The following is a 19,800-nucleotide window of genomic DNA, read 5'->3' as shown; positions in this document are numbered from 1 at the left end:
TCACCTTTTCAAAAGATATACAGGACAGACTTCCGTCATGTATAAAAACAAATTATAAGCTATTCATACACATGAAAGATACGTTCCATCAACTGCCATTTCTCTGCAGAACTGGCACCCGGGTCAGCCTGTTGAAAAACAGACATATATTCTTCCCATTCAGCCTGACGGGGTAAACCGGCGAGACGGTTGAATGCCGTATCCCAATCAAAATCGAGCGGTGTTTCCACAATCATGAACAAACGGTTCCCGCACAGATAAATTTCCATCTCCAGGATTCCGACACTTTTAATCCCCTCGCCTATTTCGGGCCAGTAACATTCCTGCCCATGTCTTTTCTTGTATTCTTTGATTAACTCCGGATCATCTTTCAGGTCCAGCGTCTGACAATAACGTTTAGTCGGGAAATCATAATGTTTGCTTTTGTATCCGTTCTTTTTATCTTCCATAAACCATATTATTTTTTAATTCGTTCAACAGGAACGATTATATTACAAATGTAACGATTATTATGCAACCGGAATAAGAATATTTCTGCAAGGGATAAAACGATATCGACACCGGTTTCATGAAATACGGATCTAAATCGTTATCTTTACCCGCTCAAAAATAATATAAAAGATGAAGATCACTGCACCCCGGATAACTAAAGTATTAAAAGAAGACTGTACACTCGATGAAACACTCCTGCTGCCGGGAGAAGACCTGGCGGAATATTCTTTCAGGAATCAAAGGGTATTCGAAATTAAAACGGAAAATATGAGTATGCAGGACTGCCTGTTCACAAACAGCATACTGATCGGTTGCGGCATAAAAAAATCGCAGTTCAGTGATATCATCTTCAAGAACTGCGACCTGTCTAATATGAATTTCTCCGGTTCCGGTTTTCACCGTATCGAATTTATCGAATGCAAACTGATCGGGACAAACTTTTCCGAATCAGCGCTAAACCATATTGTTTTCAGCAACTGCAAGGCAGAATACCTCAATCTGAGCATGAGCAAACTGAAATATGTCAGTTTCGACCGATGTGACCTGCGAAACAGTTCCTTTGAGAACGGCCAGTATGCCAGCGTGAACTTCCATGAAAGTGATCTCAAGGAAGCTGAATTTTACCGTACTTCCTTAAAAGGCGTCGACTTCAGTAGCTGCGACATATCCGGCATCCGGATAAGTCCCATCATCGGCTGTGAATTACGCGGAGCAACAGTCACCTCTTTACAAGCATTGGAATTAGCCCATCTGCTGGGTGTTACAATTAAAGGATAATCTTCTTCAAATTCGTTATTTTGCATATTCCTGATGTCTTTTTAACCAGGCAACTGCATAAGAACAGGTAGCCCGGGGTTTCAATTGATTTTCTATCGCGTAGTCAAAAGTCGCTTTCACCAGTGAAGCGGCTATTCCCTGACCTTCCAGAGGTACCGGAACTATTGTGTGAATAATATCCAGATTATTACCGACAAGCCTGTACTGCACAAAGGCAGTTAAACCATCCTGCTTTATTTCAAAGCGATATTTCTCCGGATGGTGAACAATATCATATTCCATAATTTATTTTTTATCTACAAAACAACACCCTGTTATAGATAAAACAGTTTATTCGGGAATTAGTTCACCAATTTGCTACAAGTAAGTCAATATTCTCCCCTTTTTATTTCCCAAAATCCGTTTCTACGACCATTTTTGCGTTCAATGATTCCCCGTAAACTCAGATTAACAGTAATAGTCTTCACTGTTCTTTCTGATTTACCTATATGTGTAGCTATTTCCTTTTGAGTTACACGAGGATTCTGTATGATATATTTTAATACCGCTATTTCTTCTAAAGTGCAATCCAAAGTGTCATTTTTGCACTTTGGAGTATCCTTATCAGAACCTGTTGCACTTTGAACTTCACGACCTAATTGTTCTCCGATTAGCATCGAACGATTTTTCAATTCATTATTTTCACCTAAAAGCAAATTACGGAAGAAGCGTTCTAGATATTCCGTTGTCGAGAAAACCCCTTGATGAAGATTATTATAGTTAGCTCTGACTAACGCATTGCGGAAATACCAGGAGTGACGGGCAAAAGGTTCATTGTTAATATCAAGTCCGAATGTACGCAAATATTTAATCGCAAATACAGCTGTTGTACGCGTATTTCCTTCACCGAAAGCATGTATCTGCCATAATCCGGAAACAAATTGGGCGATATGATTTACAGCCTCAGCTAGTGGAAGATTCTGATAACTGAATTTCTTTTCCTGAGCAAAGTCATAATCCATTGTTTCCCGAATACTTTGTGCGCTGGCGTAAAGAACTGTTTCTCCCTTCAGAACCCACTCTTTCTTTGTGATATTATAGTCTCTGATTTTACCAGCGTGGTTATATATATTTTGAAATAACCGTTTATGAATATTGATATATTCAACAGGAGAGAAATTAAATGTCTTTTCTGATAGTATTTCAGTTATCCGCGTAGAAACAATATCGGCTTCTTCGGTCCGATCGCCATCATCAGTACGCACAGATTTTGACTCATAATAACTTTCTATAAACTTTTTAGCTTCATCAATTGTAATGTCGCCTTCAATATGTTTACGAGCCGTTTCTATCAAGTAATCAGAAGGTTTCAAACCATCTACAGCCTGAAGCCCTATCGCTGTCTGCCACGCATATCCTTTTTCCCGTTTATGCGGTTCGCCTTGCCGGATATATTCTTCGAAGTCGTTCATGTTTATAAGATAAATACAAATATATGAAGTTTATTCGGGAATTAGTTCACCTGCCGGTTCATTTTGTCCGGATACAGGCCGCTTTTGTTGCTTTTTCTTTCCGGGATGGAAGAAGTTCTTCACTTTTGTAAAGAAGCCGGAGACATCTTTGGCTACATCCTGCGCCTTCTTTGAGACTCCGACTGACTCCGTCAATGCCGGACGAAGAATTTGCCACAGATAATTAAATGTAGAATGATACGGATCACGCTCTATCGTCAAATGAGAATGACGGGGCCTGCGTGTTCCCTGTTCCGGATGGTCGGGATTATCATGTTTCAGTACCAGGTTAGCCAAACGCGACAGGAATTTATTATCGATCACCTCCCCTTTTTTCTCCTTCATTATCTCTGCCTTCAGATCCCTGTAAAGGAATAGCATATCGACAGTGGCACCTTTGGTCGAGGCTTCAGTGCTAAATGTAAAATCGACCAGTTTACCACTCTCCACTTTGGCTAAGGCCAGCGGTGTGATCAGTTCGTTCAATGCAGTCAGATCAAAGTCCTCCATATGCGCATCCAGCAGGAAACGATCGTTCAGGGAATCGACCGGAAGCTGCCAGGTGGCGGTAAAATATCCTTTCCCCATTAATTTGCCGTTTGCATCCAGACGGATATACTGGTCCGGATAGGAAACGATATTGGTGAAGCCGGAGAATTTCCCGTTCATTTCCGTGAAAAACAGTTTACCCGGTTGTATCCCTTTCTTTGACAATTCTTCGTAAACAACGGAAAAGTTATTTACACGAAGACTGTCGATAGCCATTTTCACCGGTGCCTTCTGCAAACCGGAATAGATCATCGGTACGATACGGCGGGGCACGGCAATCTGTTGGTTCTTAAAATTCTGAAGTTCGGCATTGTCAACCTCTACATTTTTTATCCGGACCACTTTCTCCGAGAAGTAAGCCGGCAAATCGATTCCCGACAATCCCAACCGGCCGACTTTGACATCAAACCAATCCTGATGCTTTGGTTGCCGGTAAGCAAATTCCATTTTCGGATAGGCGGAAACCAAATGGATATCTTCCAGATTCAGATCGGTATTATCCAGATTGACTTTTCCTATCTTCAATGTATAAAAACCATTATCCAACGGGAATGCCAGGTCTTTGGTATCGAATCGGACAGTCTTCAGCCCGAATGTCCGGTTCCTGACATTGACATGCAGTCCTTCAAGAAACAGGTTTGCCGTATCACGATTCCATACGGCATTGGAGACTGTCAGTTTTCCCAGTGAAAGGTCAGGTGTAAACCGACCGACTGCCTCATAAATATCATCCGATAGGACGGCGGGAGATTTCTTTTTTGTCTTTATCGGATCGGGAGAAGTCCCGGCCTGATAACTAACAACCGGATCAGACAGATTTATTGAACCGACAGAAAAATGCAGACTGTCCCACACAACTTTATCGATACCCAAGTCCTGAAGTGATACCTGTAACAGGCTTCCGTCTTTTTTCATCAAGCGAATATCGGGTGATTCGACATGCAGCGAAACATCATCCAGACGTTGAAGCAAATTCTCAGGCAGACGGTTCAAACCGGTCGCAGAAATCATCGGAGTCTCCATACGAAGATATGAATTTGCTCCCATTTGCCATAAAGAGTCTTGCGGGAGCAGTTTCACGTCCTGTAATCCCAATATGCCTTTTGCCGTAGAGAAATTACCTTTCCGGACAGACAGACGGTAGGCTTTTCCCGGCAAGTAATTGTCGAAGTCTTTGAAACTGAAACCAAAATGATCACAGGCAAAGAACAGGCCTCCACTCCGGTTCGTACTGTCGTCCACCAAAAAACGGGTGGCATAGAAATTGAAATCTTTCAGCTTATAGATTATCGGATCGGGAACGCTTCTGTCATTCAATGTTACGTACGCATGATTCAGATTGATTCGTTTAATAGACAAATACTGCAATAACGGATTCAAGATGCTTTCCACATCCGCCTTCGGATTTACCGGCAGCTTCGTTTCCTTGCTTTTCTTCGCATAAGACGGGGATTTATAATAATAGATAACCGGATGGTCTATCTTGAAAAGGTCAGCACTGATCCCTTTATCATAAAGCAATCCCCTGATACCGACTGTGTCAATGCTACCAGACATATAGTCTTTCCGGGAATTTACTTTTATGGGCTTCAAGCGGATTTTCTCTATATTGAAATCGCCGGACTCCGTATCCAATGCCATACGGGCAATATCGAAACGGTGGTTACGTGCCGTCATCTCCCCGCTGATGCCAGTTGCTTCAAAGGCGAAACTACGGGAATACCACAAGCCATGCTTCTCTTCCGAAACCGAATCAACCAGGAAGTCGTTTGCCCGGAAATTGAAGTTATCCAGTTTATAGACTTCCACTGAATCTTTTACGGCTTGCGAATAAGTAACTTTGGCGGCATCGATTCCGACAGTCCGGATAGAAACGCTATGCAATACCGGCGATATTATGTCATATAAAGATAAAGCCTGTACCAAAGAATCCGTATCGATTTTTGTAGCATTGCCTGCCGCTTTTTTCGCAGCCGGGGCATTAGCGGCCAGATTAAATACCTGAATGTCCGACGAAGATATTTCAAAAGAACGGGCTGTCAGATAATTCAATGCATCTTCTCGTTTAAAACGGATTCCGTTGACTTCCACTGTCCGGACCTGTGCATCGACATAGCTATCCGGACGTTGTTTCGTCTCCGTCCATAAACTATCCTGCGGAATCAGCCTGATTTTCTCTATATAAATAATCGAATCCTGCGTACTGAGTTTTATGCTGTCTGTTTTAAGGAGAAAGTCGTTATTGGCTAGCAGCGTCTGCGGTTGGTTCGTCACAAATTCAAAGTTATCACAATAGAGTAACTTTCCGCTCTGTGACGAGTTCTTATCCAACAGAAAACCGTAAGCGCGAAAGCTGACATCATCAAGCCCATAGACGATCGGTGTCACAGGATTCTCGACGGTATAAGATACGCTGGCGTTCGACAGGTTCAGTGTCCGTACGCTCAACACATTTATATAAGGAGAGATTACTTCATACAATGATTTGGTATCGGCATGCCGGACCTTTTTCTCCACACGCCCCGAATAATAAGAATCGAAAACTTCTATCCGCGGGTCTTTAATCTCAAACGTATTAAAATGCAATTCCTTATAACTCCACCGCCAGGTAAGGTTTACACCTTTGAAATCTATCATGCCGATCTCCGCTTTCACATAAGTACGGGGAAGGCTGTCAATAGCTTTCCACTGTTGAAACACAGTTGAATCGGGCATCAGCCTGATGCCTTCGATTTTCAGTTCCCCTTTCACAAAACCGATCGAAAGATCATCGAACGACAGGTTATAGAATCCATCCGTAGCCTCAGCGGTACGCCGGCTCAACTCTACTTTCAAATATCTTTCCAGGCGGTTGCTCAGATACAGGTTCAGGACAGTCAGAAGCACCGCCAGCAATCCTATTGCCGGGAAAATGTATTTTACTATTTTCTTCTTTTGCCCCATATCCTTTCCCTATCTATATCGTTGACATAGTAACATCGTGTTCCCTTATTGCGGATCACAGTATCATATATTATGATATTAGAATCGCATATATTATGAAAATAAAATATCATATATTATGATACACTTTTCTCCTAATATATAATACTCCTGTTTTATAATTTACTCAACAATTTATATAAATATACTTCTCTATCATTTAGAACAAAGCTATCGGTAGAATGTTGCGAACGGATAAAAACAAACTCTCTATTCCGGATTGCCAAAGCAAGAAGGGATACTATAAACAAGAACAAACTCCGGAAATACTTTATAGCTCAGAACATACGACTTTCGTTCGGGAGTCCGGGTTTCAAACGCCCAAAGCTCTCCGGAACCGGTATAAGTAAACGGCTCCACATGCAGATGTTTTATAAAATCAACATCCTGTTGCCGGATCATCTTGAATAAAGCCTCCTTGGCACACCAATGGACAAGCAGATGCTCTGTTTCATAATCCGGACCGACCGACGCATTCTCTTCCGGAGACATAAAACGGCTACGTATCTTTAATACCCGGTCGGAACGGTATTCTATATCTATACCAACCGCTCCCTGCTCCTGCAACAACACTGCCGCATAGCCATTCGTATGGGAAATACTCAGGGATAAGGATGAATCGGGTAAGTAAGGAGCGCCATCGTCGTGATAAGCGATCAGCAACTCCTCTCCCGCCAACTCTTTCAGGAGAACACGAGACGCCAGCCATTCCTGACGACGTTTTTCTGTTTTTATCTGTTGCAGGAAAGGGAGATATTCGGATGACAGTCCCAGCATCGACAGCAATTCTTCCGAACTTTCTTCAATCTTCCAGACACCCAATAACGGCTCTGTGTATTTAAACAGGACAGGCATTACTTTTTCCAGCTAAAGGATTGTATCAACTCGATAATATCTTTTCTCAGATAATCTGTAACCGGAGCCAATGAATCGGCATTCGGTACACAATCATAATATAAAGCACCCCTAAAGAAGTTCGAAGCACTGTCGGTCAACATAAACTGCACAGGAGAAGCAGACTCCCCATCCAACAGGAAAAGGGAGCCATACACCCGTTCATCCGGGTTGCTATAGGCTTGTTCCTTTACCGCTTTCGCCTGCTTCGCCTGGCGGGAAACCAGGGAACGCGATTCATTCTCTGCTATTTGCAAAGTAGAACGGGTGACGGGTAAATAACTGCAATAAATCTTCACACCCAATGAAGGATAAGACAAATTGATCCATCCTTCCGGACTTCCAATCTCCGGCAGCTCGACAATAGCCAACTGAGAAACATTGAATGAGTAGGGCAAACTGTCCAGAGGCAACACCTGATAACGTGCCAGAGGCGGTTCGATACGAAAATAACCACGCGGTTTCGGTGTATATTCCGTACAAGACACACAGCACAACAGGATACTAAGGAAAACCAGGCCGGACAGAATCTGCTTCATCACTCCTCTCCTTCTTTTTCTATTTCTGAAATACAGTTGAATTTCACCTTCAGGATTCTCCGGTTATCCATTTCCAGAATCTGGAAACGATATTTACCGTAATCTATAATCTCCCGACGGCGCGGGAAGTCACCTTTTATTTCCAGTAAAAGACCGGCAAGCGTTTCTACATCTTCCGTCAGTTTGCCGAACTCGGACGGGTCTGTATTGATAACGCGGAAGAAGTCTGTCAATAAAATCTTGGCTTCGAAGATCAGGCTGCCGTCTGCCAGACGGACAAACTGCTTTTCATCTTCATCATATTCGTCCGAAATCTCGCCGACAATTTCCTCCAGAATGTCTTCCATCGTCACGATACCGGACGTACCGCCAAACTCATCCACCACAATCGCCATGTGAATCTTATTGGTACGGAATTCTTCCAGCAAGTCGTCGATCTTCTTTGTTTCGGGAACAAAGTAAGCCGGACGAATTAAGCTCTGCCAGCGGAATGTATCCGGCTTTTCTATATAAGGAAGCAAATCCTTTATATAAAGGATACCTTTAATATTATCTTCCGATTCGGCATATATAGGGATTCGCGAATAACCGGATTTGATAATGAAATCAATCACATTGCGAAAGCTGGTCTTTATCTCGATGTCCTCCATATCCAAACGGGGCGTCATGATCTCATCGGCCGTCTTATTATAGAACTTGATGATCTCAGCCAGCATCTCTTTCTCTTCCGGAATCTCTTTAGAGGTCAACTCCAAAGCCTTGGATAACTCATCGACCGACAAGTCATATTTTTTCTTCACCAACGCCTTGTTGATAATAGAGGTAGAATTAACCAATACCACCGAAAGCGGACGGCAGATGCGTTCCACCATATTCAACACCGAAGCGGAACGGCGAACGAAACGGAGCGAATTTTTCTGTGCGTAGATCTTAGGCATGATCTCGCCGAAAAGTAAAAGCATAAAGGTCAGTACGATTGTTTCAAGAATGAAACCCAGGGCAGGAACAGCCGAGAAATTGATCAAAGAATTAATGCCGTAGGTACAAAGCATAACCACGGCCACGTTCACAAAGTTATTGGCTATCAAAATAGCCGCAAGTAAATATTCGGAGCGATCCAGTAATTTCCGGATCAACGGGTCCGAAGGCGAATTCTCCTCCCGGATGTCGTTTATATCACCCGGGGTAAGAGAAAAGAATGCCACTTCCGATGCCGACACGAAGCCGGACACCAACAGCAGTAAACAAGCAAGGCTTAACGCTATAACAGGGCCTGCTGTGAACGCCTGTATAGTAACCTGATCGAATAAGCCCGATAAATAATAGTCTGAGTCCAAGGGGAACCGTATTAGTTAAACAATATCAGAACGGAAGATCATCCGCACTGTTTGAATCAGTTGAAATATCCGGCTGTTGCGATACCGGTTGCTGGTAAGACGTAGCCTGCTGTGTTGCCTGTGGCTGTCCGCCTTGCTGGAAACCTGTTCCGGCATTCGTTGCCGTACCGTCGGCCGGACGTGTGCCCGTATTATAAAATTCAATACGGTCTGCATGAATTTCAGTCACATAACGTTTCACACCACTCTGGTCGTCATAACTGCGGGTACGAATCTTTCCTTCTACATAAACACCCGAACCTTTCTTCACCCATTTCTCAACAAAAGCAACCTGGTCGCGGCGAACCACGATATTGTGCCATTCTGTTCTCTCCGGCACAACCGTACCGTTTGCCAGTGTGTAACCTCTTTCGGAAGTTGCCAAAGGGAAGTTTGCAACGGCCGTACCGCTGTCGAAATAACGAACGTCGGGATCTTTACCCACGTTACCAATCAATATGACTTTATTCAATGACATAGTTGTAATTCTTTTAATATCTTACAAAGAAACATAAATTCGATCATTCAGACAAATTTCCGTTTAATTTCTCCAAATAAATATGTACCAGGCGGGGAACGGCATAACGTTCGATATCTTCATACGGAACAGCCAGATACGAATTCAATGCGTCCGTCACTTTTTCAACCTCGACCCGGTAAAATGTCGTATAAAGAACCTGGTGGGAAAGGACATGCTTCACCTCGGACATATCCACGGAAACATTCATCCGACCGGCACCGTCAAACAATTTCCGGTACGCTTCCGTTTGCTGCAATCCGGCAAAATCCATCGGTTCCGCCGTCTCGATCAATGGGAATTCATAAAGCCCTTCCCAGATATCTTTTTTGCCCCGGCGCGAAAGCCAGGTTTGCCCCTTATATATAATGTATAGATAATGAAAATAACGGGGCCGTGTTTTCGCCTTATTCTGCTTGACCGGAAACGCCTGCACATTACCCGAAGCATAGGCCATACAACGTTCCTTCAACGGACAAACTTCACAATCCGGATTTTGTGGAACACACTGCAAAGCCCCGAACTCCATAACCGCCTGGTTATGCGTCCCCGCATATTTAGGATTCATCACAAGAGCGGCCAGTTCCGCAAACTGTTTCTTTCCCTGCGTGCTATCAATTGGCGTGTCGACTGCATACAATCGGGATAAGACACGGTACACATTCCCGTCGACAACCGGATAAGGCTTATTCCATACGAAAGACACAATGGCAGCAGCCGTATATTCACCGATACCTTTCAAAGACAATATCTCTTTATATTCCCGGGGGAAAACGCCGCCGAACCGTTCCATGATACTCTTAGCGGCAGCGTGCAGGTTACGGGCACGGCTATAATAGCCCAACCCCTGCCAATATTTCAGCACCTCATCCTCTTCCGCCGCCGCCAGGGAAGCGACATCCGGAAAGCGTTCGGTGAACCTGTAAAAGTAGTCCATTCCCTGAGCGACACGGGTTTGTTGAAGGATAATTTCCGATATCCAGATTATATACGGATCGGACGATTCCCGCCAGGGCAGCATCCTCTTATTCGTTTTATACCAGGCCAGCAAAATATGGCTGACTTCCAATTCGTTTTCCATTTGCGTTAAAATGTCCTGTATTTGTAGTTTTGAAACTCTCAACTCGTTGATTAATGCAAACATACACAGATATAATGAATTGTAAGGAATCTTTTTTATTAAAAAATGGCGGGCAATTCTTTTCCCACTTAAATAAAAAGCTATATATTTGCATTCCAAAAAATTAATAGGTCCAAATCATTAATTAATTTATAGACATGACTAAAGCAGATATTGTTAGCGAGATTTCAAAAAGTACCGGTATCGATAAGCAGACGGTATTGAATAGCGTAGAATCTTTCATGGACATCGTGAAAAGTTCGTTATCTCAGGGTGAAAACGTTTATCTGAGAGGATTCGGAAGTTTCGTTATTAAGAAGAGAGCTCAGAAAACTGCTCGTAATATTTCAAAAAATACTACGATCATCATTCCGGAGCATAACATCCCTTCATTCAAGCCGGCTAAAACTTTCCTGAACGAAGTTAAGTAATTAGTAATTATAGTTTAATTTAAAATTTAGAAACAATGCCTAGCGGAAAGAAAAGAAAAAGACATAAAATGTCTACGCACAAGCGCAAAAAGAGACTGAAAAAGAATAGACATAAAAAGAAATAAGTCTATTGAGAAACTCTAAAGAACAAACTTAATAAGTGACCTTTTAAGTTTGTTCTTTGCGTATTTAGAAAGGTCTGAATTAAAAAAACCCTCTTTTTAAGTGATAAGTGAATTAGTAGTTGATGTACAACCCAAAGAGGTATCTATTGCCGTATTGGAAGACAAAAACCTTGTGGAACTCCAAAAGGAGGCTCGCAATGTCTCGTTTGCCGTAGGCGATATTTATCTTGGCAAAGTAAAGAAACTGATGCCGGGTTTGAACGCTGCTTTTATCGACGTAGGGTACAAAAAGGACGCATTTCTTCATTATCTGGACTTAGGTCCTAACTTCAACACCCAACAAAAGTTCCTCAAACAAGCACTTGGCGATCCTAAAAAGATGCCCGCCATTTCAAAAGTGCAGATACTTCCAGAGATTGAAAAGGACGGAAGCATCAGTAACGTGCTTAAAGTAGGACAAGAGGTGTTGGTACAGATTGCCAAAGAGCCGATCTCAACAAAGGGTCCGCGACTGACTTCCGAGCTGTCATTTGCCGGAAGATACATCGTATTGATACCATTTGCCGATAAGGTCTCTGTCTCCACAAAAATCAAGTCGAGCGAGGAACGTGCCCGTTTGCGGCAGTTGATTCAGAGCATCAAGCCGAAAAATTTCAGCGTGATCGTACGTACTTCTTCTGAAGGAAAACGTGTTGCTGAACTCGACCATGAATTAAAGACATTAGTGAAACGATGGGAAGATAACATCGTCAAAGTTCCCAAACTGAAAGTGCCGTCGATTGTATATGAAGAAACGGCACGTACGGTAGCTTTGCTCCGCGACATCTTCAACCCGTCTTTCCAGAACATTTACGTAAACGATGCGGATGTTTATCATAACATACGCGATTATGTCAGCCTGATCGCTCCCGGAAGGGAAGAGATCGTACAGCGATATACCGGCGAATTACCTATCTTCGACAATTTCGGTATCACAAAACAAGTTAAATCGCTGTTTGGACGTACGGTTACGTATAAAAGTGGAGCTTACCTGATTATTGAGCATACCGAGGCCATGCACGTGATCGATGTGAACAGCGGCAACCGTTCCAAAGGGAGCGATGCCCAAGAGAAAACAGCTATCGACGTAAACACAGCTGCCGCTGACGAAATTGCACGCCAGCTTCGTCTTCGTGATATGGGTGGTATTATTGTGGTCGACTTCATCGACATGGCGGAAGCGCCAACCGACAGAAGTTGTTTGAACACATGACTAAAGCGATGGCAAGCGACCGGGCCAAACACAACATCCTGCCTTTAAGTAAGTTTGGTCTGATGCAGATTACCCGCCAGAGGGTACGCCCGGCAATGGATGTGGATACAACAGAATCGTGTCCTACCTGTTTCGGCACAGGGACAATCAAACCTTCGATCCTATTTACCGACAATCTGGAAGGTAAGATCGATTGTTTAGTGAATAAGCATAATGTAAAGAAATTCGCCCTGCACGTACATCCCTACGTGGCAGCATTCGTAAACAAGGGGCTTTATCCCCTCAGTATGAAATGGAAACTAAAATACTCAATGGGTATGAAAGTCATTCCTAACCAAAGTCTGGGTTTTCTGGAATACAAATTTATTGATTCCGACAAGAATGAACTCGACATGATGGAAGAAAAGGAAATGAAAAAATAAAAAATCCCCGGAGCGATACAGGCTTCGGGGATTTTTGTTTCTATTTGTAAGGAGAAATATATCCTTCTTGTAAAATCAATATCCGAGAATACACTTTTATTATAAACATAATAATTATATTTGCAATAAAAAGAAAATATGGATATAGCAATGACAAATCCTTTTGTCGTAGGAAGGTATATTTCTGATAAGTATTTCTGTGATCGTGAACAAGAAACGGACTTTTTGATTAAACAGATTGAGAATGGCCGTAATGTTGCACTGATTTCTCCTCGCCGTCTAGGGAAAACAGGGCTGATAAATCACTGTTTCCGCCAGAAACAAATCAAGGAAAGTTATTATACTTTTTTTATTGATATCTACGCAACGACCTCACTGGCTGAATTTGTCTATTTATTGGGGAAATCTATTTATGACGAGCTAAAACCTTTGAAAACGTCCTGGAGCGAAAAGTTCTTTCAAATAATAAGTTCATTACGCGTTGGATTTAAACTGGATGCATTGACGGGAGAACCCGGCTTCGATATCGGATTGGGTGATATTCAGACGCCACAAATCACGCTGGACGAGATTTTCAACTATCTAGAATCAGCAGACAGACCTTGTATTGTGGCAATAGACGAATTTCAGCAAATTGCCGGTTACGAAGAGAAAAATGTCGAAGCTTTGCTACGTACGAAAATTCAGCAATGCAGCCATACCATGTTTATTTTTGCCGGCAGTAAACGACATCTGATGAACAATATGTTCAACTCGCCCTTAAAACCATTCTATCAAAGCTCCATAGGGATGGGATTGGAAGCTATCCCACAAGAAACTTATATCAAATTTGCAAATCGTATGTTTGAGGAACGTGGGAAACATATTGAAAGAACAGTTACTGAGAAAGTTTATTCGATGTTTGCCGGTTATACCTGGTTCGTTCAAATAATGATGAACGAATTATTTGCTCTGACTGCTCATGGGGAATGGTGTAAAACTGATAAGATCGAAATAGCACGAAAAAATGTCATCCAAACACAAGACAGCCTTTACCGGGAAATATTAGCCAACCTTGCAACCAAGCAAAAACAGGTACTGCAGGCCATAGCTAAAGAACGGGAGGCACAAGGCATAACATCTTCTGCCTTTATCAAGAAATACAATTTGCCTTCTGCCAGTTCCGTACAAGCGGCAGTCAAAGGATTGATGGAGAAAGACCTTATCACGCAAACAGATGGTGTTTATCGGGTATACGACTATTTCTTTGCCGATTGGTTGGCTACTGAATATTAAGGAGCGCTGATGACTAAAACAATCTACGCTCCCTAATAGCCCGCCTTCCTTTACTTCTTCACCTTCGCCATCTCCAACGCATGCGTTGTCACATAATACTTGGCGATCATATTCGGGACTTCCCAGTCCGGCAATTTGCCGTCCTGTAAATATTGCAGATAATTTTCCATTACCTGACCAAAATGAGCCTCATGCCCTACTCTATATTTTACTGGGATCTGAACCTGCCATACATTATCAGAAATCTTATTTAAAGCAACATCCGGATACTTATCCACAACAGTCGGTATGGCTTCTGCCAGTTCTTTTTCATAAGCAGCCAGATCGATATCAGGCAATGCCTCGATATATAATTCCGGCTTATATCCCTGTTCCTGTCCCTGACGGATCACCAAGTCGGCCTTACTTCCCTTCATGACAGAAAAATGCGTATCACCGCCGCCTTTCGGGAAAGTATAATTCCAAATAACAGAAACTTTGGCCGTCACACCTTTGATCTTATAAACGATATCTCCGTTGCAATAAACTTTCAATGTATCGTTCTCCACATCCTTTTTCAGGAAATCAGGATAAGCATCCGTGCCTGTCACCTGCTTAAATTCCTCCGGACTGATTGAAGTTGTCCAACGGTTCGCATCGACCAATTCGATATCTTTTTTATAATCGATGATCTGTTCAGGAAAAGCCTCCCACTGAACGAGATCTACCAGGTGAGTTGTTACATCCACAATACCTTCCCCCTGCTGAGTTACATCAAAATACCACACTGGACGGGTCAGCGGTTTGTTATCCACCAGTTTAAACAAATGATGCACACTTTCCTTTACGATAGCCGGCTCGTCGGGAGAACCTTTCAGCTGTTCACCATATATCGCCGGAATTGTTGAAAGCTCACGCTGTAACATCGTTGTAATCTCATTCCTTTCAGTCATAATGTCATACAACAGGACGTTCTTTTGCCTGGCAATATCAAAACACTCTTCCAGTAATTTAAAATTCTGGCTATTGATTGCCATAGGCTTGTCAGACAGCACGTTGATACCGGCTTCCAGTGTCTTTTTTATATATTCTGTCTTCTTACCGTTGTTGCCGGCCTGAACCATGACATTACCCTTCTTCTCGGCAAGCATTTTTTCAAGATAATCGGTACCTGTATAAACAATTTCATTCCACTGTGTCGGATTCTCCGCACGAGTGTTAAATCCTTCGATACGCTTCAGGTGTTCGTTTACATCGAAACCTGTGGGAGCGTACACATAAACATCCTTGGAAACTTGTGGATAAGAGACTTTTTGTACCAGTGCTGCATGAAAATGTCCGGGATCAAGCGTTATCAGTTTCACCTCGCCCGGTGCGCCGGTAAACCCATCTGCGTGTTCCTTCTTAGAGGAACACGCCGTTCCCAATAAAAGTGTAGCCATGGTAAAAACAAGATAGTTTTTCATTTTATATACGATTTAATTAATAATATTCTCCACCTTCGGTCTAAAATTATACAAGAATCACTTCTATGCCACAAAGATAAAAATATATCGTTTTAACAACTGCCGTATTGTCATTATTTCTGACAGCAAAAACAATTCGGAACCATTCATTGTTACTTTGGCATACGTTTTGTATACTAATTGGTGCAACTCGACAAGAGAAAAAGCAAAGACGAAAAATAATAACAATTAAAATAGTAGAAAATTATGGGAAAAATTATTGGTATCGACTTAGGAACAACCAACTCATGTGTTGCCGTACTGGAAGGTAACGAACCGGTTGTTATTGCAAACAGCGAAGGTAAAAGAACGACTCCTTCAATCGTTGCATTCGTTGAAGGCGGCGAACGTAAAGTTGGTGATCCCGCAAAACGTCAGGCTATCACCAATCCGGAAAAAACTATATTTTCTATCAAACGTTTCATGGGTGAAACTTACGACCAGGTTCAGAAAGAGATCAATCGCGTACCTTATAAGATAGTACGTGGCGATAACAACACTCCGCGTGTGGATATCGAAGGTCGTCTGTACACTCCGCAGGAAATTTCAGCAATGGTTCTTCAGAAGATGAAGAAGACTGCTGAAGATTATTTAGGACAGGAAGTAACAGATGCGGTTATCACTGTTCCGGCTTACTTTAGCGATGCTCAGCGTCAGGCTACAAAAGAAGCCGGTGAAATTGCCGGTCTGAATGTTCGCCGTATCGTGAACGAACCGACTGCCGCATCTCTGGCTTACGGTCTTGACAAGACCAGCAAAGATATGAAGATTGCCGTATTCGACCTTGGTGGCGGTACTTTCGATATTTCAATCCTCGAATTGGGTGACGGTGTATTTGAAGTAAAATCAACAAACGGTGATACTCATCTGGGTGGTGATGACTTCGACCACGTGATTATCGACTGGCTGGCAGAAGAATTCCTTCGTGAAGAAGGCGTTGACCTGCGCAAAGACCCGATGGCTTTGCAACGTTTGAAAGAAGCTGCTGAAAAAGCTAAGATCGAATTGTCAAGCACAACAAGCACAGAAATCAACCTGCCGTATATCATGCCGGTTAACGGTATTCCAAAGCACTTGGTTAAGACATTGACACGTGCTAAATTCGAACAGTTGGCAGACAGCCTGATCCAGGCTTGTATCGAACCGTGCCGTCAGTCATTGAAAGATGCAGGTTTGAGTACTTCCGATATCGACGAAGTAATCCTGGTAGGTGGTTCTACACGTATCCCGGCTGTACAGGCTATCGTTGAAAAATTCTTCGGCAAAGCTCCTTCCAAAGGTGTTAACCCGGATGAAGTAGTAGCTGTAGGTGCTGCAATCCAGGGTGGTGTATTGACCGGTGAAGTAAAAGACGTATTGTTGCTGGATGTTACTCCGCTGTCTCTGGGTATCGAAACAATGGGTGGCGTGATGACTAAGCTGATCGAAGCCAACACAACAATTCCGACTAAGAAATCGGAAACATTTACAACTGCTGTCGACAACCAGCCGTCTGTAGAAATTCATATCCTGCAAGGTGAACGTTCTCTGGCTAAGGACAACAAATCAATCGGCCGCTTCCACCTGGACGGAATACCTGCTGCACAGCGTGGTGTACCTCAGATTGAAGTTACTTTCGATATCGACGCAAACGGTATCCTGAATGTATCTGCTAAAGATAAAGGAACCGGTAAAGTACAGAGTATCCGTATCGAAGCATCCAGTGGTTTGAGCGACGACGAAGTAAAACGTATGAAAGACGAAGCTGCGGCCAATGCTGAAGCCGACAAGAAAGAAAAAGAACGTATCGACAAGCTGAATCAGGCTGACAGTATGATTTTCCAGACTGAAAAACAGTTGAAAGACCTGGGTGACAAACTTCCGGCTGATAAGAAAGCTCCTATCGAAGCTGCATTGAACAAGCTGAAAGAAGCTCACAAGGCCCAGGATATTGCAGGTGTCGATGCTGCCATGACTGAACTGAATACAGTATTCCAGGCTGCAAGCCAGGAAATGTACAATGCTCAGAATGCTCAGGGCGGTGCACAACCGGGACCTGACTTCGGACAGCAACAGGCCAACAACAATGCTGGCGGAGCTAAGGACGGTGGCGTAACAGATGTTGACTTCGAGGAAGTGAAATAAGATAGATTACATTTTCCACATAAGATGAAGAGCGATTGTCGGATTAATCTCCGGCAGTCGCTTTTTTTTACCAAAACACAACTCAAACCCTCTACATATTTCCTAAAAAAGAACGGCTACCAGGTTTCTTCCCGATAGCCGCTCTTTTTTCAATAACTCTATGACTCAGAAAATCGAAAAGCATCTGCATCCTTCCACGCCGGGAATTTAGCACGCAACTCCTCCAAATCACTCTTATTTAATGTACAGGTGCGAGTTATTTCCTCCCGTTTGCCGGCATCTGCCAGTTTCTTTCCTTTCGGAGAGAAGATCATGGAATCGCCCCGATAAGTAAACCCTTTACCATCGATACCCACCCGGTTCACACCGCACACATACGCCATATTTTCAATGGCCCTGGCAGGCAATAATGCTTTCCATACCTTTTTACGGGGTTCAGGCCAGTTTGCTACATATATTAATAGGTCATACTCATTATCCACGTTGCGGCTCCATACCGGGAAACGGAGATCATAACAAACCAGCAAACAGATATTCCAGTCTTTATACTTTATTACCGTACGTTTATCGCCAGCCGTGAAATGCTTATCTTCAGCAGCCATCCGGAATAAATGACGTTTATCATAATAATATTCGTCCCCTTCCGGAGTGATAAAGAAAGCACGGTTAAAATATTTTCCGTCTTCTTTCGCTATAAAACTACCGGCGACAGCCAGATTATATTTAGCGGCCCATCCCTTTATAGTCGGGACAGTCGGGCCATCCATCGTATCAGCCAGCTTTTCCACCTCCATGGAAAAACCGGTTGTAAAGGTTTCGGGAAGTACGGCAATATCCGTTTTCCCACTCACACGCCGGAGTAATTCTCCGTAATAACCAAGATTCTCGTCTCTGTCTTCCCAAATGATATGGGATTGAATCATACTGATACGTAAGCTGTCTGCCATAATAGTAAATTAAACTTTTACGAAATTTTCCGGATGACAAGCTGTCACATCCCGGTAACTTTCACGAATTGTACGAATATCCTTTTCTGCATCCCCGGTCGGATAAAACAATCCTTTAAACCCGGCTTCCTTCTTTGCATAATCAAAATAAGCGATCATGATAGGAACCTGTGCCTTTTCAGCAATATAATAAAACCCTTTCTTCCATTCTTCCACCTTTTTACGTGTACCTTCCGGTGTCACAGCCAGCTGAAAAATTTTGCGTTTATTAAACACCTCAACCATCTGGTCGGTTACCGAAGTCCGTTGATGACGGTCGACAGGCACACCACCCAGCCACGAAAACAATACATTGAACGGAAAAAAGAACCATTCTTTTTTGATTAGAAAACTGGCGTTACGCCCTAATGCCGTATAAAACAACTTTCCGACAATAAAATCCCAATTGCTGGTATGCGGGGCGACGCATATCACACATTTAGGCACATCTTCGCTAACTGGTCCCAGTTTCCATCCGGCCATGCGAAGAAGTGCCTTACAGATCGCTTTCTTCATTATTTTTCTTTGCTTAGCTCTCCTATTTCATTTGCAATAGCGTTGACTTCTGTCTGCAAATCAACTCTAAGTTTACGATAATACTCTTTTACCAGTGTTTTGTTGTCTTTGGCATCCGGAGTTCCGGCACGACGGATAAATTCATCCTGCATATCCAGTATCCTTGTCAACAGAACATCAGCTTTATCTTCCTCTACTCCAGGAATAAATAGCTTACAAACTAATACTTCAGAAAACAGTTCACCTGCTACATAGCTGATTTCTTTCTTTAAAATTCTTCTTTTAGCCATAATTTTCGCATTAAAATATCTACAAATCTACAAAATCCTTTATTAAATAACCAGGGCGACCGCACCAAAATTCCTCTAAAAAGTTTATCATTGCAAAATGAATACCTCTAATTATTTTTCAGAAGTGACAGATCCTCGTGTAACAGGTCGCTGTCTACA

17 protein-coding genes and 1 pseudogene are annotated in these 19,800 nt (G+C 42.8%); 5 read left to right on the top strand and 13 right to left on the bottom strand.

The features are described from left to right. Positions 1-59 precede the first annotated feature (59 nt). A complete protein-coding gene (locus DXA15_RS11390; RefSeq protein WP_128134095.1) occupies positions 60-449 on the bottom strand; it encodes an L-rhamnose mutarotase in 390 nt (129 codons plus the stop codon). 172 nt (positions 450-621) lie between these two features. Between DXA15_RS11390 and DXA15_RS11385 the strand changes: the two genes are divergently transcribed. After that, positions 622-1,269, top strand: coding sequence for a pentapeptide repeat-containing protein (locus DXA15_RS11385; RefSeq protein ID WP_128134094.1), 648 nt, complete (start codon positions 622-624; stop codon positions 1,267-1,269). A 15-nt stretch (positions 1,270-1,284) separates the two neighbouring features. Here the strand turns inward: DXA15_RS11385 and DXA15_RS11380 are convergent, their stop codons facing one another. From DXA15_RS11380 to mutY, 8 genes are all read right to left on the bottom strand, one after another. Then, entirely contained in the window at positions 1,285-1,551 is a 267-nt protein-coding gene (locus tag DXA15_RS11380; RefSeq protein WP_010800315.1) for a GNAT family N-acetyltransferase, read from the bottom strand. A gap of 86 nt (positions 1,552-1,637) precedes the next feature. Continuing rightward, the gene (locus DXA15_RS11375; RefSeq protein ID WP_128134093.1) at positions 1,638-2,720 is read right to left on the bottom strand and encodes a Fic family protein; all 1,083 of its coding nucleotides are present in this window, start codon (positions 2,718-2,720) and stop codon (positions 1,638-1,640) included. Between the two features lie 30 nt (positions 2,721-2,750). Then, positions 2,751-6,251, bottom strand: coding sequence for a DUF748 domain-containing protein (locus DXA15_RS11370; protein ID WP_128134092.1), 3,501 nt, complete (start codon positions 6,249-6,251; stop codon positions 2,751-2,753). Between the two features lie 249 nt (positions 6,252-6,500). Next, a complete protein-coding gene (locus DXA15_RS11365) occupies positions 6,501-7,145 on the bottom strand; it encodes a 4'-phosphopantetheinyl transferase superfamily protein (RefSeq protein ID WP_128134091.1) in 645 nt (214 codons plus the stop codon). Further along, on the bottom strand, positions 7,145-7,723 hold the full coding sequence (locus tag DXA15_RS11360) for a gliding motility protein GldD (protein WP_128134110.1): 579 nt from the start codon (positions 7,721-7,723) through the stop codon (positions 7,145-7,147). Before DXA15_RS11360 ends, DXA15_RS11365 begins: the two co-directional genes overlap by 1 nt. Further along, positions 7,723-9,060 carry a gliding motility-associated protein GldE gene (gene gldE / locus DXA15_RS11355; protein WP_128134090.1) on the bottom strand — a complete coding sequence of 446 codons (1,338 nt, stop codon included), beginning with the start codon at positions 9,058-9,060 and terminating at the stop codon, positions 7,723-7,725. Before gldE ends, DXA15_RS11360 begins: the two co-directional genes overlap by 1 nt. A gap of 25 nt (positions 9,061-9,085) precedes the next feature. Further along, positions 9,086-9,577: a single-stranded DNA-binding protein gene (locus DXA15_RS11350; protein WP_128134089.1), complete on the bottom strand. Its 492-nt coding sequence runs from the start codon at positions 9,575-9,577 to the stop codon at positions 9,086-9,088. 43 nt (positions 9,578-9,620) lie between these two features. Beyond that, the gene (gene mutY, locus DXA15_RS11345; protein WP_128134088.1) at positions 9,621-10,760 is read right to left on the bottom strand and encodes an A/G-specific adenine glycosylase; all 1,140 of its coding nucleotides are present in this window, start codon (positions 10,758-10,760) and stop codon (positions 9,621-9,623) included. 134 nt (positions 10,761-10,894) lie between these two features. Between mutY and DXA15_RS11340 the strand changes: the two genes are divergently transcribed. The 3 genes and pseudogenes from DXA15_RS11340 (at position 10,895) to DXA15_RS11330 (ending at position 14,241) form a co-directional block, all read left to right on the top strand. Continuing rightward, the gene (locus DXA15_RS11340) at positions 10,895-11,167 is read left to right on the top strand and encodes an HU family DNA-binding protein (protein ID WP_005636204.1); all 273 of its coding nucleotides are present in this window, start codon (positions 10,895-10,897) and stop codon (positions 11,165-11,167) included. A 225-nt stretch (positions 11,168-11,392) separates the two neighbouring features. Next, positions 11,393-12,966, top strand: a pseudogene (locus tag DXA15_RS11335) (ribonuclease E/G). Positions 12,967-13,104: 138 nt separating this feature from the next. Further along, positions 13,105-14,241, top strand: a complete 1,137-nt coding sequence (locus DXA15_RS11330) for an ATP-binding protein (RefSeq protein ID WP_128134087.1) — start codon at positions 13,105-13,107, stop codon at positions 14,239-14,241. A 50-nt stretch (positions 14,242-14,291) separates the two neighbouring features. On the opposite strand, the gene DXA15_RS11325 is transcribed toward DXA15_RS11330, so the two are convergent. Continuing rightward, positions 14,292-15,686: a putative oxidoreductase C-terminal domain-containing protein gene (locus tag DXA15_RS11325; RefSeq protein WP_128134086.1), complete on the bottom strand. Its 1,395-nt coding sequence runs from the start codon at positions 15,684-15,686 to the stop codon at positions 14,292-14,294. 246 nt (positions 15,687-15,932) lie between these two features. Here DXA15_RS11325 and dnaK point away from each other — a divergent pair, with 246 nt between their 5' ends. Further along, positions 15,933-17,849 (top strand): molecular chaperone DnaK, encoded by a 1,917-nt coding sequence (gene dnaK / locus DXA15_RS11320; RefSeq protein WP_128134085.1) that lies wholly within the window; start codon positions 15,933-15,935, stop codon positions 17,847-17,849. A gap of 158 nt (positions 17,850-18,007) precedes the next feature. Here dnaK and DXA15_RS11315 read toward each other — a convergent pair whose 3' ends face one another. Genes DXA15_RS11315 through DXA15_RS11305 form a run of 3 tightly spaced genes read right to left on the bottom strand, consistent with a single transcriptional unit; the run spans position 18,008 to position 19,641 of the window. Then, positions 18,008-18,796 (bottom strand): amidohydrolase, encoded by a 789-nt coding sequence (locus tag DXA15_RS11315; RefSeq protein ID WP_128134084.1) that lies wholly within the window; start codon positions 18,794-18,796, stop codon positions 18,008-18,010. 9 nt (positions 18,797-18,805) lie between these two features. Continuing rightward, positions 18,806-19,351 carry a lysophospholipid acyltransferase family protein gene (locus DXA15_RS11310; protein WP_128134083.1) on the bottom strand — a complete coding sequence of 182 codons (546 nt, stop codon included), beginning with the start codon at positions 19,349-19,351 and terminating at the stop codon, positions 18,806-18,808. Beyond that, positions 19,351-19,641 (bottom strand): hypothetical protein, encoded by a 291-nt coding sequence (locus tag DXA15_RS11305; protein WP_128134082.1) that lies wholly within the window; start codon positions 19,639-19,641, stop codon positions 19,351-19,353. Before DXA15_RS11305 ends, DXA15_RS11310 begins: the two co-directional genes overlap by 1 nt. Between the last annotated feature and the right edge of the window lie 159 nt (positions 19,642-19,800).

Source organism: Parabacteroides sp. AM58-2XD (genome assembly GCF_003463685.1).
GTDB lineage: Bacteria > Bacteroidota > Bacteroidia > Bacteroidales > Tannerellaceae > Parabacteroides > Parabacteroides segnis.
The sequence above is the reverse complement of the archived record's forward strand: the minus strand, read 5'-3'. Positions and strand labels throughout refer to the sequence as shown.